Genomic DNA, 15,369 nt, shown 5'->3' on the forward strand with positions numbered 1-15,369 from the left:
GGCTATGTTCCACAACGGGTGACGTTCTTCTAGGAAAGATGGGCTGGTAGTACAGCCCTGTCAACGTCGGCATCTGACAACAAAAATTCCCCGGGAAGGAAATGCTGCTGCTCAAGACTTTAACTGACGCGTCCACACGAGCATGCATGTTCTCCTCACGTATTCACATGCCCGGCCGATACCACTATGCCCTGCTACGGGCACTGAATAACGGAATTAGGGATGAACCGGATGATAATTCGCAACGCTCTCGCACTTACGCTGGCATTGGTTACTAGTAGCTCAATGGCAGCGAGCTTTGATTGTTCAAAGGCTGCAAATTTCGCGGAGTCCAGCATCTGTAAAGACGGCTATCTGAGTGGCGTCGACAGTATTCTCGATCGAGCCTATCAAAAAGTCCTCGCTGAAACAGAGCACCCGGATGATCTGCGCCAGTCACAACGCGAGTGGCTGTCCGTACGAGATCAGTGCACCACCCAGAAGTGTCTCGATCAAACCATGGGAGCTCGTGTCACCTTTCTGGATAATTACTCACGCGTTGAAAAAAGTAAGGCATACGCTGCAGAAGAGAAGCTGCGCAAAGATGAGTATGAAGCTCAGCGCCAGGCAGAGGAACTTGCCAGCTCCCAAAGAGATGAGCAGTACCGGATCGCTCAGGAACAATCCCGTCAACAAAGACAGCAATCTGCTCAGCAGCATCAGGTGGCTCAGACACCGTCTCAAAGTGTGCAACCGGCGCTCTCCTCTCAGAGCCCAGCCTATGTGGTTTCGGCACAGCAAGTGCGCCCTGCTGAGTCTGTAGCTGAGAAACCAGCAGTGTTACGCATGTGGCAGGCCTTCTGGGCAGGCCCGACATGGAAATACACGCTCTTGATAGGTTCTATGATCACCTGCCTGGCGATCTGGAGACACCACACAGAGGCTGCCACGATCTACACCGACTACACCGATGCTGCGATCACGAATGCGCTGCCCGCGATCGGTGCCGTTTCGGCTCTGATCCTTCGTTGGCTTGAAATGCCTGGCTTGGTCTCAGGGATAGCGTTGGGTACCGGGATTATCTTGGCCATTGCATACGCCGTATTCGCGACCTTCCGGACAAACCAGGGAGCTCTGAGTATCACCCTAGTTATTGTTGCCAAGCTCACTCTCATCACCGTGTTCTATGCGGTGATTGGAATGCTGATCGCGTCTCTCTTTTCGAACAGTGCTCGACGCAAAGGTGAATCTCAAGTGCGTGCTGCTGCGAGAAACAGTCGAGAGAAGAAGCAAACAATGGCTCTGATCACAGGCTTAACGGTGGCTTACACCGCTTTTACTGCCTGGGTCTGCCGGCGACCTGAGTTCACCTCACTTTCCGAATGCCTGGAATTTGACACAGCACCTGCATAAGCCAGGGTGATCGGAACGCGATCGCGTTCTTCAGAAAACAAGTAGCCTGGGAGATTTCCTGGGCTTTTTTTGAGTCGTCGTTACTATCACTGCAGCACCTACACATTTGCTAACCAAGTTTAGTAGCACCCCAGCGGTCAAAGGTGAAAACCCAAGATCTAATTGGGGCAGAATTCGACGATCAAAATGGAGCACATAAATGAAGTGGATTAAAGGGGTGGTTATCTGCGCAATCTTGCTCGTAATCACTGGTGCGGGACTGGGTCTGTTTTATGTTTTACCGCAGTACGACGTGGTGGCCATCACCGGCGTTGAGGTAAAACGTGTGGACGATGACGGCGTCATCAATGCTGAAAACCCAGCAGACGGCCCTACCCGGGATGTGTATTTCATTAACACTGAACACCCAACATCGAAAAACGTAATGGTCTATCGCAATGAAGATACCGGGTGGAGTTTTCCGTGGTACTTCAAGTTTGACTCGGCCGACATTCAGGCAAAGGCCCAGGGTTACTCACGAGATGCCCAGCAGCTGGCTCTCATTCGTTATTACGGCTGGCGCATTCAAATCTTGTCCGTGTTCCCAAACATAACAGACATCGAAGCCACGAACAGTCGCGAAGAGCCGTTTCCTTGGTTCAACACGATTTTCCTCACCGTAGGAACGCTGCTTATTTTGTTTGTGGTGTTTTTCCTGCGCCGGCGATTCAAGCGCAAGTCCAGGGGCGAAGTACTGGGTTGAGCGGTTGAACCACTCGCCTTTTCAGCTTGGAAGATCGTTAGCCGCAGAATGAAAAATGCCAGTCAGTTACCTGACTGGCATTTTTTGTAGGTGAGATTCCTTTATCCGGCCTGGCTAAAGCAAGCCAGTCAGCGCTTTACCATTTCACACTGACGTCGTAAGTCATCGTTTTTGATGCTCCCGCAGCTGCCATTGCCAGTCTTGGCGTAGCACAAGTATCGCTGATCGTCGTCACGGATACTCGCGCAACTCCCGTTGCCTGTTTCGACGTAGCAGGCGTTACGTAAGTCGTCATTGTTGATGCTTGCACAGCTTCCGTTGCCCTCTTTCACGTAGCAGTATTTGCGTTTGTCATCATCACGGATACTCGCACAACTGCCATTGCCGGCCTCCACATAGCAGGTAGCGCGCAGATCGTCGTCCTTAATGCTCGCGCAGCTCCCATTCCCCTCTTTGACATAGCAGTAGGCGCGTTGATCGTCGTTGTTGATGCTGCCGCAACCGGCGTGAGCGAAGCCGCTGAGCACCAGCAGCATTACCAAAATAAACCTCATCCCACCCTCCATGAATTGCCAAACGCTACCTCGAACTGTTCGTAGTAGCCGCGTCGATTACCGTGGTTCGGAGCAAATGAAGGATCAGCCGCGGGCATCCTTTCGGAGGTCGTCCAGTTCGTCGACAATGTCCTCATCGCGATCCTCGAACGCCTTGGCCATATCACGCTGCAGATCCACCTGGACGTCCATGGATTTTTTTGCCAGCTTCATGCCGTCCTTAGAGCTCATAATAATTTTCATCGCCTGATCAGGATGCTTGTTGGCCTCGATCATCAGTTCGAGCTCGTCGGCATCAAAGTGATTCGCATATACCTGGACCAAGGTATCTTTCAAGAGGTCCTGGGAAATGTTGTCCTCGATCACGGCCTTGATTTTTTCTGGCGCGACTTCGCGATATTTGGATGCATAACCCGACGTTGCGACTTGCACTACCATCTTGTATTGGACGTCCATGCCCATCAACTTGACCAATTCTTCAGCTTTGTCCTGGCTTGAACCGCAACCAGCCAGCAGCATCGAGCAGAACGCCATGATTGCCCATTTGGAAACACTCGTCATGAAATTCTTACCTTTGTCTTGAGATTTTTTTAGTGACCGTGGAGTACGGCGGACCGTACTCCAGGTTCTAGGAAACTTGATGATCAGTTCGTCTCAAGCGTGAAGCTTTTGCTCACGAAAAGGCCAGAAAATAACGACTTGTCCTCCTTGAAAATGTAGGACTCTTCAAACTTGGCATCGGTAGCCAGCTTTTGAGCGATCGCGCACTCCGAATCGCTGTGATCCTTGCCCTTGACTCCAAAGTCACTCTGATAACCTGATAGGCCTGTTTCATTGCAAAAGCCGGTGAACTCCTCACGCTTGGTAGCGGCCTTGAATTCGTCGAACGACTCCTTTAACTGGTCGAAGCCTTTGTAGGTCAGCGAGTAGCTGTACACCTTGGTCTTACGAGCAAAGTCACCTGCGGCTTCCGCAATTACGGCCTGGCCCATGGACGTACTGTAAGCCCCCATGATGAAGCCACTTAGCGCGCTCTTGAGTTGCACCTGGACATCGTCAAGCTCTGGGATGGACGCAAATTTAGCCTCGCGTACAATCCGGCCAACTTCACTGCCGTCATTACGATGCACCACTACAAACTCGACCGAGCCTTCGCCGTCGCTGGAGCGCGTGAGCTTGAAGTCCAAGTCAACTTTGGTGCCGAACTGCCCTGTAGCGCCGATGATAAATGCACCAGTGAACGGCAGACGTTGGACGATATTGCTACCCCACGAGTAGGGCGACTTGACCACGCCTCCGTACTGATCCATCTCCGCGCGCGGCTGGATCTCATCCGCTACTTCCGAGGGCAGGACCACATCCGTGCCTTTGTGCGACAGGTAAGGAGAACTCATGTCCATGCCCAACAATTGGACATGAATCTCGCCCTTCTTGTTATCACCTTCGCGGCTAACCTTGAGGGCGTCGGCCTTCAAGTAAACGCCACCGGCACGGCCGCCACCAGTACTGGTCGAAAGCAGATACCGTGACCATTCGACCAGGGCAGACTCTTTTGCCCCGGAGTCCATTCCACCGAGCAGCCCCATAATCCCTTTGAGGAATTTATCTGCGCCGTTGGTCTCTGCTGCAACCAGGCGGATTTCTGGTGTTTCAACGGTGACGTTTCCCGACCAGAAGGAATAGGAAATATCTCCCTCGCTCAGGACGTTTTCTAGGAAGTACTGTTCCTTCATCTCATCGTACTGACGCAGCGCTTGCTTCTTGCCGGAGCTCGATAACCCCACACCAGCTGCAAGAATCGCAATACCGGCGACCGCAGCGGCGATGAGGATGTGCTTCTTGTTCATCGTTTTCATAGTCGGTTGCCTTACTGAATTTGAGCGGATGCTTGCTGCCAATCAATCACGTGCTGCTGAGAGACTGCAGGCGTCCAGTTGAAGTCGATCCCGGCGCCAGGAAATTCCTTGGCCAGTACGGCACCAAATGACACTCTGTCAGCACAGTGGTCTTGCTTGCAGACCTCAGCCGCGCCAGCGGTATACACGCGATACGTAGGAACGGCGCGACCGTCTTCGAGCGGCAGGAAGGGTGTCATGTTTGCCGCCGGCAGCACGTACCACTGGCTCTCCAGTTCAGCATCAGTCTGTACACGCCCCTTACGTGGGAAATCGACCTCGTAGTAGTCGCCGCTCTTTCCAGTGACGTGAATCATCATCGGCACAGCGGACTTTGAAGAGTTCGGGTCCTGCATTGCGATCGGCGATGGGAAGGTGACTTTGATGCCGGCCATCTGCGCCAGCGCTTCAGCCTCCCGACCTTCGAATTCCTTCATCCCGGATTTGAGTTGTTCGTAACGCGCCAAGACGCGTGTGTGCAGCTCAGCCATTTGCTGCTGCAGACGACGTACTTCTCTCAGGCGGATCTCCTCGCGACGCAGGGCGAAGTTATTGCCTTGGCGAGCATCGAAGTAAAACTCACCACGGTTCTCGCCCATACGCGTTTTGAGAATGCTGTCTTTGGTTTCCGACGCGTATCCCTCGGGGTAAAGGGCTTCGAAGTTCTTGGCGAAGAAGAGGTTCGACAGGCCGACGGTCGTTGGCGACGTTGCCTTCACCAGTTGGTAGACCTCAACCACAGCGCGCTTCAACTCAACCGCATCAAGCGCAAATGCCTCATCTGCAGTGATCACTACATAATACGGATCACTGGAGAACGGCGACAGAACACGGTAGTTGGGGCGCTCAAAGGCCAAATACACCTTCATGTTACGCGCAGGCAGTTCACCCACCTGAAAGAGTGCTTGGTCTGCCCGGCTATTCAGGAAAGAAAGCGCCTTGCCTTTCACCGCTTGGACCAGTGCCTGGTTGAACATCAGACCGCTTGGGTGCACGGTTGTTTTTGACCAGGTATCACCGCGATAGGTGTTCGGTACCGCCCAACGCAACTTGTCATAGGACCCCTCGGCATAGCCTGATGCAGTGCAAGGCATGGCGGGTGTCGACGCAAAGGACAGACTTGGATCGGACCCATCAGTTACCGACTTACTGATAACCCATTTGCATCCGCTTCCGTCGGTAATCCCCATCAGGTTCTGGTTGGCCAGCACCAATGAGCGACCGAAGTCACCAGTAGGAACGGCAGCAACAGCGGCCGGCGCTTCAGCTGGAGCGGCAGGCTTAGGGGCGGCGGCTGGAGTTGCCTCCACAGATACTGTGGCCACTGCAGCTACAGGGGCAACCGTCACAGGTACTTTAGCCACCGGCACCGGTTGCACTGGCACGGGTGAAGCCTCTGGTGCTGGTTGTGGTATCACAGGTGCCGTTACAGGCGCTGGGGCCGGTGCAGCAACCACAGGCGCTGCACCGGCAGGCTCAGTAGGCGCAGCGGCGGCTGGTAGTACAGATGCAGCCGCCACAGCTGCTGGTGGAGTAGGAGGAGAAGCCACGGGGGCTACCGAAACAGCGGGCGCGGCAGCGGCCGTAGCGGCAGTCGGTGAAGTCAGCGTGGCCAGGCCCAGATTGCTCGCATTGCCCGCGCCGGTGGCGTAAACCGCCCCCTTTGCGTCGACTGCTTTCCAGGTGACCTGGGCCGTCGGGCATTCCTGGCCGAGAATATACGGGAGCTTCGATAGAAGCGTGTTCAGCGGCTTCTGGTCATCCCAAGTTGGGCGCTGCATGGTGATGGCCACTTCTGGTTTGCACCAGGATGTCGCCTCACCATCAACGTTCACCTGGATCTGTTCTGTCTTCGAGTAGGCGAGCTGGTGAGCCCAGGCTTGCGGCGCGATGCCGCAAGCACCCACTACAACGAGAGCGAGTGCGCGGTTTTTCATGAAGATTCCTTAGATGAGTTCCCAGGTGCCGTTGGCTTGTTTGCAGAAGGTGTTCTTCTCCTGCACAGTGTTTCCGTCGGCCGCTTTGAGGCTCACGGTCACCGGCCGGCAAGACGTTTCAGCAGCGACCTGCTGAGTTGGCAACGTCGGGATCGAATCGAGATCGAAGGCCCTTGTTTCCTTGTCGGCAGCGACGTTCATCTCGTCCAGGTTGGCCGCGGACTTCACACGCTTCGCAACGGCTACTGATTTTGGTTCAACCAAATCTTTGTGGACGTAGCCGACAGTTACACCCTTGCGGCCGACAAGAATCCAGTCGCCTGTCGAACCAACGGCAGTAAACTCGGTGCCAGGTTTCAAACCACCCACTTTGTCTGCGCCTTTTTCAGGCGCGGCGCGCACATTCGAACTACTTTTGGTGACGTACTGTTCATTGATGAGCTTCATCGAAGGGACGGCGACGATCTTCGGAGCACGTTTCACTTCAACCGTTTTGGTTTGGGTGAACTCTTTGCCCTGAACGATCTCCGCCGACGCGCCAGAATGGGCCGATGTCCAGGACACGGGCAGACTGGACCCGCTCGGCGACGCGTTCAATGCATCTTGCGTGCGTTGTGCTAGGGCCTGCTGATCCTGCTCATCCAGTTTTGCACCGATTTTGTTACCGATGTAACCGCCCAGTGCACCGCCGACCAGGGTTGCCACGATCCGTCCGTTGCCTTTCCCGATGAACTGCCCGATGACAGCGCCAGCAACGACACCCACTGCGGTGCCAGCCTGTTGCTTGTTGATACCCAACTCAGCGCAGCCAGAGGTTGATGCTGCGATGGTCAATGCCAGTACTGAAACGAGAAACTTTTTACGCACGGTGACTCTCCCTTTGTGTAGGTCACTCTGCTTTCAGCAGAGGCCTTGTAATGTTGTAAAGCATTGCTTCTGAGGACATGGCCCAATGGAAAACGGTGGCAAGCACAACTGGCTGTTTGCCCAAGCTCCTGAACGCATCTCTATAACCGGGGCTATCGACAATTGCGTTGCCAACAACGAGAGGCAGCATAACGATCGAAATCACGGCGACCGGTCGAACGAAGCGAATTCGCCCGGGGAGGCTTCGAAGCGCCTCAACACCCGAGATGATCAAGACCACAAGACTGATGCCGCCGAAGAACAACCCACTAAGAAGGGAGAAGGGGATAAACCACATATTCTTGAGGACGTTCAAACCTTCAGCCCCGTGGATGTCGGTGTGAGCGACGTCATAGGCCATGTTGTCGGCAATGCCAGGCAGATAAGCCTGGTACTGCTCTCGCGTAGCCAGAAGGTTCATGCCCTTCACATAGAGAGGACCGAGTTTGGTCTTCGCCATGTGGCGAACCTCGGTGGTGTTGGCCAGAGCATCTCGTGTCCGCACACCGGGATTGATTGACCGGGCGTACTCGTCAATGGTCGGCTGGTATCCCAGATCTTCCCCTGCATTCGGCCATTTGATCGGTCGCCACTCACTCCCCGAGATGCCTCCCGCACGAAAACCTTCAAGCTGTGCATACGCCCTGCTGATGTCACTGACTGAGGGCACGACAGTTTCTTGCAAGCGCTCGTATAACGCGTCTCCATTACGGACGGTGTAGCCACGAAAAACAGCAGCTGAAAAGCCTTGGAAGTTCCTGTCGATGCGCTCGACGTAAGAGCCTTGAACACTCATCAGAACGCCGAGGTTTGCTATAAAAGCCTTCCCCTCTCCCTGATCCTTGTAAGCCTTATAGGGGATCTGCGGAATAGTCAGGGAGTCATAGAGCAATCCCTTTTTGGTGACGTATGCGTAGAGGCTACTGACCCGTAGCGAGCCGGGGAACTGCTCTGCGATCCAATCCGGTGCCGCACCCTGAAACCACCACGTTAACGGCGTAACGACAAGTGCCGATGCTCCGAGCCAAACCCACAGCACCCTCCCCTTGCCTTGGTATCGTCGATAACAGATTCGCCATACCAGCAAGCACATACTCGTCGCCGCCAGGATCTGGCTATAGGTCTCAAGGACTTCGAGTTTTCGGAGGGGGATATCAGCGCCAGCCATGTTGAGCAGCTCGGCGTTGAACAGCAGACTGCAGATCAAATAAAGGGCGTTCAAAACCACAAGTGCGATTAGCATCCAACGGGTCCTTGTCAGAAATTAAACGCCAGACCCTGGATGATGAGGGGGAGCGCAAATAGATGTAGCATATTGCCATCTAGGAGGAGACCGCACCACTTAAAATGCCTTGTCGAATTCCGGTGCAGAACGCCGGGCAGATGTTTTTGTTTCCTACGAACAGAACTTAACGGGACTGAGAGGACTTTCAATGTCGCGCACAACATTCCCTCTCGTACGTTCCAAACTTGGGTTTCAGACGGTGTGTAAATGGAGAATGGATGTCTCGGCGGTCGCCGGCGGCCAAGCCGTTAAACTGCATCAATGCGATCAGCACCAATGAGGGATGTTTCCCCATTGGCCGGCCTTCGCGCTCAAACAACAAAAGCGCAGCGCATGAACAATGCGTTACGAAAACCCATGGAATAGGCGGCATGAATTGAATCAGTCACTCAAACCCGGCGAGAACACAACGATCTTTTCCTCCCAAGGTTGGGTGGAAGTTACCCATGCGGCAGGTAACAACCTAGACGTGAACCTTACTGCGTTTTTGGTCACCGACACTGGCAAGGTAGTGGATGACAGCGGCATGGTTTTCTTCAATGCACCCGAGCACTCTTCAGGCGCGGCGACATTCGCGCCCCCGGTCGCTCGTGGCGACACGGTGAGTCACAGCATCAGCTTCGACTCGTCTCGACTGCCTGCCAACATAACGAAGATCGCTATTACTTTGACGCAAGACGGCAGCGCCGGCGGCTTCGAAGCAGTCAAAGACCTACGCGCTATCGTCATTGCCGGGGACCAAACCCTGGAACTGGCACCTGAGCCCTTCTCACAAGAGACGGGCATCATCGTGCTTGAGTTGTACGTCCGGAACGGCCAGCTCAAAGCGCGATCTGTATGGCAAGGTTTCGCCTCAGGTCTTGCCGGACTTTGCGGGTTTTATGGCATCGAAGTTGAAGACGATGCATCCTCCGGGCAGGCGGTAACACCTGCGCCGCCTCCGAAGCCCGTCAACATCGCTAAGACCGTGGTAAAACTGGACAAGCCTGGCAGCAGCCACAAGGTGTCACTCGAAAAAGGGCCGTCAGCTCCAAAGGTAATTCGCGTCAGCGCTACGTGGGTTGATAACGGCGACGGATCTGACAACGACGACCTCGATCTGCGAATCGGCATCCTTCGCCCTGATGGGCGAATGTCCATCATCCAGGCACCTGACAAGCGTGGGGCTTTTGACGTCGATCCCTTCGTTTTCCATACCGGTGACGTGGTCAGCGCCAGCACCTCAGCTCCTGGTATTGAAACCGTCGAAATTAACCCAGCAATCTCGCAGCTCATGGGCGGCAAGGTAGCGCTGGTCTGCAGCGTTTATTCAGCAGTAGATAACGGTGCGGTTTCGGTGGCATCGCTGAAACCTAAGATGCGGATGGAGTATGGCGACCAGGTCGTGGAATGCGCATTCGAGTTCAAATCCGGGTTTTTTAGCTCAATGGTGTATACCTATGTGATCGGGCAGATCGAAATTTCCCAGGACTTTGTCCTGCTTAGCCCGTCCGGAGTTACCTCCAAAGCCGGCAGCGAAGCCACCCCGTGGCTGACTCGAAAGGGAGACAAAATTGAGCTGACCATGGACGGCCCACACGTATTTAAAGGCCACCCAATCGAAAGGAGCGGCAAAAAACAGTATGTCTAAGCTTTCGTGCTAGCAGGCGCTTTCAGCAGATTCATGCTTGACAAGTAATCCCGCGACGGCACACGGCCGCCGCGGGATTTCTATTTTGGTTGTATGCAAGCATCATCGGCCTCGTCAACCCATGATGAATTGCCCCGTGTCCTCGAGAGAATGAACAGTTCTTCCCATAGGAATTTCCCGCTGCGACCTCATTGGCCGTATAAGACTTGCAGAAACATCGAGCGCCGTTAAGTTTAAGCCTACGGATATACCAGCCACTCCTGTGAAAATGGCTGTATCACCTTGGCCGTTTCATAATTAGGCGCTCTAATCGTCACAAGGAACCATGCATGCAGATCACCCAAGGCCAGCGTATGCCTCTGGCAAATATTCTTCCCGGTCTCTCATTCACTCTCTCGGTCAACATTGAGAGCCCCAGCGCAATCGATTTCGTATGTTTCGGTGTCGACGAACATGGCAAGCTTTCTGATGATCGCTACATGGTCTTCTTCAATCAGCCTTTCACGCCTTGCGGCAGTTTGGTTCTCGCCCCCGGTGGCCAGTTTGAAATTAATCTAGCCACCCTGCCCGCCTCTATCGATCGCTTGGTCTTTACAGCCTCCATCGACGGTGCCGGGGCGATGAATGACATCCAGAATGGCAACTTCAAAGTAATCAGCCCATCTGGTGAGATAGGAGCGACCTGCGCATTCTCAGGGCTCACATTCACAACCGAGAAAGCGGTAATGATCGTTGAGCTTTACCGTAAGAATCGGGAGTGGCGGTTGGCCTCAAACCTTCAGGGGTTTGCCGAGGGCTTGGACGCTCTCGTGAGGTATTTTGGCGGCGAAGTTACTGAAGAGGCTGCACCGGCCCCATCTCCCTCCACAATCTCTCTGGAGAAGCGTGTAGCTGCTGTCGCGCCGGAACTGGTCAGTCTGGCCAAGAAGGCACAGGTTAGCCTCGAGAAAGCCTGCCTGGTTGGAATGAAAGCTCGCGTTTTGCTCGTGCTCGACGTCACCGACTCAATGAGAAATCAATACAAAACCGGCCGGGTGCAGGAAGTACTCAATCGACTTGTGCCAATCGCCGTCGCCCTAGATACAGACGCCGAACTTGAGTGCTGGACATTTGCCGAACGGCCATTGCGACTCTCACCTGTGACACTGAACAACTACCAGAACTTTGTCGAATCCGACAACAGCGGCTGGAAAAAGTGGGACGTCGGTCGGCGCTACAATGATGAGCCGAAGGCGATCCAAAAAGTGATCGAGTCCTTCCAAGCTTCCAAAGACAAAACCCCAATGTTTGTGGTTTTCATCAGCGACGGTGGCGTGTCTGAAAACCGCAAGATCACGCAACTTATGGTGGATGCAGCGAAGCTGGGAATCTTCTGGCAATACATTGGTTTAGCAGGCCGGAATTACGGCATTCTGGAAAAACTGGACACCATGCCCGGGAGAGTCGTGGACAACTGCGGATTCTTTGCCCTGGATGACCTGCACGACATGACGGAAGAGCAGTTGTACGAACGGCTGATGCAGGAGTTTCCGATGTGGATCTTGGAGGCAAAGCGCGAAGGAATCATTCGCTAACCCTCTCCTGCCCTCCCCACACCGCGGCGGCTCTAGCCGCCGCGGTTGTCTTCAGTTCAAGACCGACATATCCATCGGCGTCACCTCAACAAAACGCGCAGAGCGGTCCAGCTTTACCACTGCGCCACACGCGTTCAGGGTCGCTGCAGGATCGATCGCATCCAGACGATTGAAATCAATCGCATCCCACTGATCTCGCGTTACCAAGACCGAGAGCACGTATTGATCCTCCACTGTCCCGGTAGCGGGGTTGTCACGCTGGATATAACCCGACACTAGAATCTTCTGGATCGCCGGCAGTAGAGCGAACACCTCCCCTACAACTCGAAACAGAGATCCATAGCACAGCGCGACAAAGTCTCTACGTACCTGGGCATCCGAACGATTTTTGAAGGTTAGTTTGCCGTTGCCACGGGCTTCAGCGCTGCGCTGCGGGATATCGCCCTCATCAGGTAAATCAACATCGAGCGCGACGCCGGTAACGTCTTGTGAGAACTCATAGTCCACCTGGGTTTCTTTTGGCCAGGCAATGCCGCTCAACACATAGTCCAGGGCACGTTCCATCTGAGCACTGAAGCCCTTTGCCGCCAGCCGGAATGCTTTCTCGATTTCGGTGCGTTCAAGTTCATGCGCGTCACGCGTGGCCTGCCAGTTCGCGAGGTCTTGTCGATACTGCTCTTCCGCCGACTCAGCCTCACGCTCAATCTTAGCGATGCGCAGCAGCATTCGATCCATCAAACCTGGCGTCTGCTGAGTGGGCCTCGTGGGTTCTTCAATGGCGAATGGAGCTGGGATCAACGGCATGGCCCCCGGCCGCGGCGTCAGTAGGTGCACACCAAGGCAGGATTCGAGATCCTGATTGACCTTATCAGCTGCTTGAGTCAGCAAGTCCTGAATGGAATCGGCCATCTCGGATTTGACGCGTTTGATGACAGCAGTCGGCAACTCGATGTCATCTATATCCGTAATCAACAACGTGCCATCGTCGTTTACTTTCACCTTTACCTGGCCAGAGTATTCGCTTCCGGCAGGTCCTGGTTGGGAGCTACTCGATCTACTGGGCCGGTCGATCCTTTCACGATATGAAAGACCAGTACCGGGTAAGCCCGCATTGAGATAGGTGCCATTGCGACCCATCGTCATACTCAGACCACGAGGCCCTATCGAAGTACTTACCCCTTTGCCGCTAATGTTAAGGCGTACGCCAGGCACAATCGTGATTCGCTTGCTGAAACGAAATCCCATGACTACTCCTTGATCCTTCTTCCTGGATTCTTTGTTGTTTGAAAATGCCGGCTTCGGTCGGGCCCCTTAGACTGGCCCGACGTCCATTTACATCGGTGGCCGCGCATGTGGCAATAGCGCAACCTCCGATATGTCACTTATGCCCGTCCGGCTATGTAATCGTCGATCGAACTGAATTGCCGATGCCGACACATCCAGCCTGAGAGGAATACGAATACAGTCGTGGCAAGCACTGCCCAGCCGCGCCGCCGCCGGGCCTCACTTTTGGTTCGCGCACCGCCGCACAGCAGGAGGGCCATCATCAGGAGGTAGAAAGTCAGCAGAGTGACCTTTGCGAAGAGGGATAAAAGGAAAAACCAGATGCTGTTGCTTCTGTACGTTTGGATAAGCACCTGCAATGACATAAGACCACCAAGGACACAGGCAGCAATGATGGAGTAGTTGCGTGGTACCTCCAGCCAGGCGCTCGCGGCGAAATACGCCCCAATCCCCAAGATCGGAGTCAAGGTTGTCCAAAGCGCGTCGGTGTAGTCCTGATAGATCGTAATGGTCCCCCGACGGTGCAGGTAAATGCAGACCAGCAGCAACATTGCCATCACGAACAGGCCAATCTTCAAGTTCAGGATCGCTTGATGATCATCCGTGGCATTTCGCGGGGCTGCCGGCTTCACCACGGCGGGGACCATTGGAGAAGTAGCGGCCTTTGAAATCACATTCGTTTCAGATTGATCAACCCGGGTAGCGGCAACGGAGGTTGGCGCTTTAGATGGCTGATCCACCTTGGTGCGTAATAGAACACTGAGCCGATCAGTCATCGAAGCGGTTAAGCAACTGGCGGTCTTGCAGTTGTCGCGCAGACGCAACCAGTCTCGTTGATCTTGACGGACCTGGGCCTTGTTCGGCGCTGCGTCTAAAGCGCGGACATATTCGGAGTTCATCTGCTCATCCAGACGACTGAGTGCAGAATCTGTGCAAATCGATTTCTCAGCAAAGCTTGCAGCTTTGGTGCAATCAAAGCTGGTGGCATTGGAGTGGGCTGATACCAGGGTGAGCAACATGACGAAAAGGCCAGAGCCGATGTTGAATCGCGACATATTCGATTTTTCCTTCATTTTGTTTACTCCAGCGTTTCGTCAGAGCCCTGCCTAACCGCGCTCGTATGCACACGGCTAGGTGCCTGAAGCCTGGCTCTTACTTACGACGTTGGGGCTTGAAGAAAGGTCGTGCCGTCCCACTTGTAGTTTTCGGTGCTCTGAACACTCGGGCAGCAATCCGCATCATCCGGACCGACGGAGAGAACCGTCAGTCTGACGGTTTGGGGATCAACTACCTGAATGTCCTGGACACCATTGCCGACTACAGCTTTTCCACGGAAGTCCCAACCTGCCGAGTTGCCAATGAACGCGGCAAGGGTTTGGAAGTAGCCATTACCGCCACCTTGACCTTCGATCGTGTAAAGCAACACGGCATCCTTGATGCCGTCGTTATTCAGGTCAGCAAAAATAACCTGACGGCCCTCCTTGTATTCATCCCCGCCATCCTGGGCGATTTCACTCGCGATCATCCGATCTGCAGATGCAGCAAGGTTGGATGGCACTAATGCCTGAACAGTCGATTCGACGGCCTGTGCTGCTGGTTCCGCCGGCCGGGCAGTCTGGGTGACCTGAGCCTGAATCGGTGCCTGAGGTACCTTGCCTAACAAGATTGCCTCAGTCTCAGTCATTGGTTCATTAGGCTTAGCAGATGCTTTGCTCGCGTGGACACCGGCGCTGATGTTTTGAAGCACTGCAGCGCGTAATTCTTGCATGTCCGCAATGTCAAAAAGTTGGTTGCGTGTGTTGCCGAACGGTTGACCTTCACCCAGGAACCATCGTGCAAAAAAACCTGGACGCTTGTTTTCCTGTTGATCGACCAAGTGGTCAATTAGCTCATTGGCAGTTTTTGAGAAACGATCAAATCCATCTTTGCCGACGACTTGCACGATCGAGTCCTTCTCCCGCTCGATGTTGCTTCGTGCGAGCTCGAGCATGACAATGTTCGTGTCGACCAGTTTGCTTTCACACTCGTTCGTATAATTTCCAAGGCATGCCTGCCTGTATTCTTGAACTGCATTGTTTGCCTGGAAGTCGTTGTAGGCTCCGCAGCCTGACATAGACACCAAAACACCCGCAGCTACAACCCCACGAAACATGCTCATCCAAATATCCTT

13 protein-coding genes are annotated in these 15,369 nt (G+C 54.2%); 4 read left to right on the plus strand and 9 right to left on the minus strand.

Features of this window, described 5'->3' with window-relative positions; all coding sequences use genetic code 11:
* The first annotated feature begins 222 nt into the window (after nucleotides 1-222).
* Nucleotides 223-1,392 (plus strand): hypothetical protein, encoded by a 1,170-nt coding sequence (locus JFT66_RS25445; RefSeq protein WP_169878783.1) that lies wholly within the window; start codon nucleotides 223-225, stop codon nucleotides 1,390-1,392.
* Between the two features lie 199 nt (nucleotides 1,393-1,591).
* Nucleotides 1,592-2,134: a DUF1523 family protein gene (locus JFT66_RS25450; RefSeq protein WP_057710749.1), complete on the plus strand. Its 543-nt coding sequence runs from the start codon at nucleotides 1,592-1,594 to the stop codon at nucleotides 2,132-2,134.
* Nucleotides 2,135-2,262: 128 nt separating this feature from the next.
* On the opposite strand, the gene JFT66_RS25455 is transcribed toward JFT66_RS25450, so the two are convergent.
* The 6 genes from JFT66_RS25455 to JFT66_RS25480 all read right to left on the minus strand — a co-directional run bounded on the left by JFT66_RS25455 (nucleotide 2,263) and on the right by JFT66_RS25480 (nucleotide 8,669).
* Complete coding sequence (locus tag JFT66_RS25455; RefSeq protein WP_057710748.1) at nucleotides 2,263-2,688, minus strand: hypothetical protein; 426 nt, start codon at nucleotides 2,686-2,688, stop codon at nucleotides 2,263-2,265.
* Between the two features lie 84 nt (nucleotides 2,689-2,772).
* Nucleotides 2,773-3,249 carry a hypothetical protein gene (locus tag JFT66_RS25460; protein ID WP_229999811.1) on the minus strand — a complete coding sequence of 159 codons (477 nt, stop codon included), beginning with the start codon at nucleotides 3,247-3,249 and terminating at the stop codon, nucleotides 2,773-2,775.
* 83 nt (nucleotides 3,250-3,332) lie between these two features.
* Entirely contained in the window at nucleotides 3,333-4,544 is a 1,212-nt protein-coding gene (locus tag JFT66_RS25465; RefSeq protein WP_057710746.1) for a hypothetical protein, read from the minus strand.
* Nucleotides 4,545-4,555: 11 nt separating this feature from the next.
* Nucleotides 4,556-6,520, minus strand: a complete 1,965-nt coding sequence (locus tag JFT66_RS25470; RefSeq protein ID WP_057710745.1) for a hypothetical protein — start codon at nucleotides 6,518-6,520, stop codon at nucleotides 4,556-4,558.
* 9 nt (nucleotides 6,521-6,529) lie between these two features.
* Nucleotides 6,530-7,387: an SH3 domain-containing protein gene (locus JFT66_RS25475; RefSeq protein WP_046071053.1), complete on the minus strand. Its 858-nt coding sequence runs from the start codon at nucleotides 7,385-7,387 to the stop codon at nucleotides 6,530-6,532.
* Between the two features lie 22 nt (nucleotides 7,388-7,409).
* Nucleotides 7,410-8,669 carry a hypothetical protein gene (locus JFT66_RS25480; RefSeq protein WP_057710744.1) on the minus strand — a complete coding sequence of 420 codons (1,260 nt, stop codon included), beginning with the start codon at nucleotides 8,667-8,669 and terminating at the stop codon, nucleotides 7,410-7,412.
* A 418-nt stretch (nucleotides 8,670-9,087) separates the two neighbouring features.
* Here JFT66_RS25480 and JFT66_RS25485 point away from each other — a divergent pair, with 418 nt between their 5' ends.
* Both JFT66_RS25485 and JFT66_RS25490 read left to right on the plus strand, forming a co-directional pair.
* Entirely contained in the window at nucleotides 9,088-10,341 is a 1,254-nt protein-coding gene (locus JFT66_RS25485; protein WP_057710743.1) for a TerD family protein, read from the plus strand.
* Between the two features lie 329 nt (nucleotides 10,342-10,670).
* A complete protein-coding gene (locus tag JFT66_RS25490) occupies nucleotides 10,671-11,915 on the plus strand; it encodes a VWA domain-containing protein (RefSeq protein ID WP_057710742.1) in 1,245 nt (414 codons plus the stop codon).
* A 51-nt stretch (nucleotides 11,916-11,966) separates the two neighbouring features.
* On the opposite strand, the gene JFT66_RS25495 is transcribed toward JFT66_RS25490, so the two are convergent.
* The 3 genes from JFT66_RS25495 to JFT66_RS25505 all read right to left on the minus strand — a co-directional run bounded on the left by JFT66_RS25495 (nucleotide 11,967) and on the right by JFT66_RS25505 (nucleotide 15,357).
* Nucleotides 11,967-13,160, minus strand: coding sequence for a DUF4236 domain-containing protein (locus JFT66_RS25495; RefSeq protein WP_082628817.1), 1,194 nt, complete (start codon nucleotides 13,158-13,160; stop codon nucleotides 11,967-11,969).
* 137 nt (nucleotides 13,161-13,297) lie between these two features.
* Complete coding sequence (locus tag JFT66_RS25500; RefSeq protein WP_057710741.1) at nucleotides 13,298-14,272, minus strand: lysozyme inhibitor LprI family protein; 975 nt, start codon at nucleotides 14,270-14,272, stop codon at nucleotides 13,298-13,300.
* Nucleotides 14,273-14,355: 83 nt separating this feature from the next.
* A complete protein-coding gene (locus JFT66_RS25505) occupies nucleotides 14,356-15,357 on the minus strand; it encodes a hypothetical protein (protein WP_057710740.1) in 1,002 nt (333 codons plus the stop codon).
* Nucleotides 15,358-15,369: the final 12 nt, after the last annotated feature.

Source organism: Pseudomonas sp. MF6755 (assembly GCF_016405635.1).
GTDB classification, from domain to species: Bacteria; Pseudomonadota; Gammaproteobacteria; order Pseudomonadales; family Pseudomonadaceae; genus Aquipseudomonas; species Aquipseudomonas haemolytica.

Bases quoted from the DNA above. Each gene is read 5' to 3' on its own strand.
- JFT66_RS25445 (WP_169878783.1), top strand. From the start codon at position 223: ATGAACCGGATGATAATTCGCAACGCTCTCGCACTTACGCTGGCATTG.
- JFT66_RS25450 (WP_057710749.1), top strand. From the start codon at position 1,592: ATGAAGTGGATTAAAGGGGTGGTTATCTGCGCAATCTTGCTCGTAATC.
- JFT66_RS25455 (WP_057710748.1), bottom strand. From the start codon at position 2,688: ATGAGGTTTATTTTGGTAATGCTGCTGGTGCTCAGCGGCTTCGCTCAC.
- JFT66_RS25460 (WP_229999811.1), bottom strand. From the start codon at position 3,249: ATGACGAGTGTTTCCAAATGGGCAATCATGGCGTTCTGCTCGATGCTG.
- JFT66_RS25465 (WP_057710746.1), bottom strand. From the start codon at position 4,544: ATGAAAACGATGAACAAGAAGCACATCCTCATCGCCGCTGCGGTCGCC.
- JFT66_RS25470 (WP_057710745.1), bottom strand. From the start codon at position 6,520: ATGAAAAACCGCGCACTCGCTCTCGTTGTAGTGGGTGCTTGCGGCATC.
- JFT66_RS25480 (WP_057710744.1), bottom strand. From the start codon at position 8,669: ATGCTAATCGCACTTGTGGTTTTGAACGCCCTTTATTTGATCTGCAGT.
- JFT66_RS25490 (WP_057710742.1), top strand. From the start codon at position 10,671: ATGCAGATCACCCAAGGCCAGCGTATGCCTCTGGCAAATATTCTTCCC.
- JFT66_RS25495 (WP_082628817.1), bottom strand. From the start codon at position 13,160: ATGGGATTTCGTTTCAGCAAGCGAATCACGATTGTGCCTGGCGTACGC.
- JFT66_RS25500 (WP_057710741.1), bottom strand. From the start codon at position 14,272: ATGAAGGAAAAATCGAATATGTCGCGATTCAACATCGGCTCTGGCCTT.
- JFT66_RS25505 (WP_057710740.1), bottom strand. From the start codon at position 15,357: ATGAGCATGTTTCGTGGGGTTGTAGCTGCGGGTGTTTTGGTGTCTATG.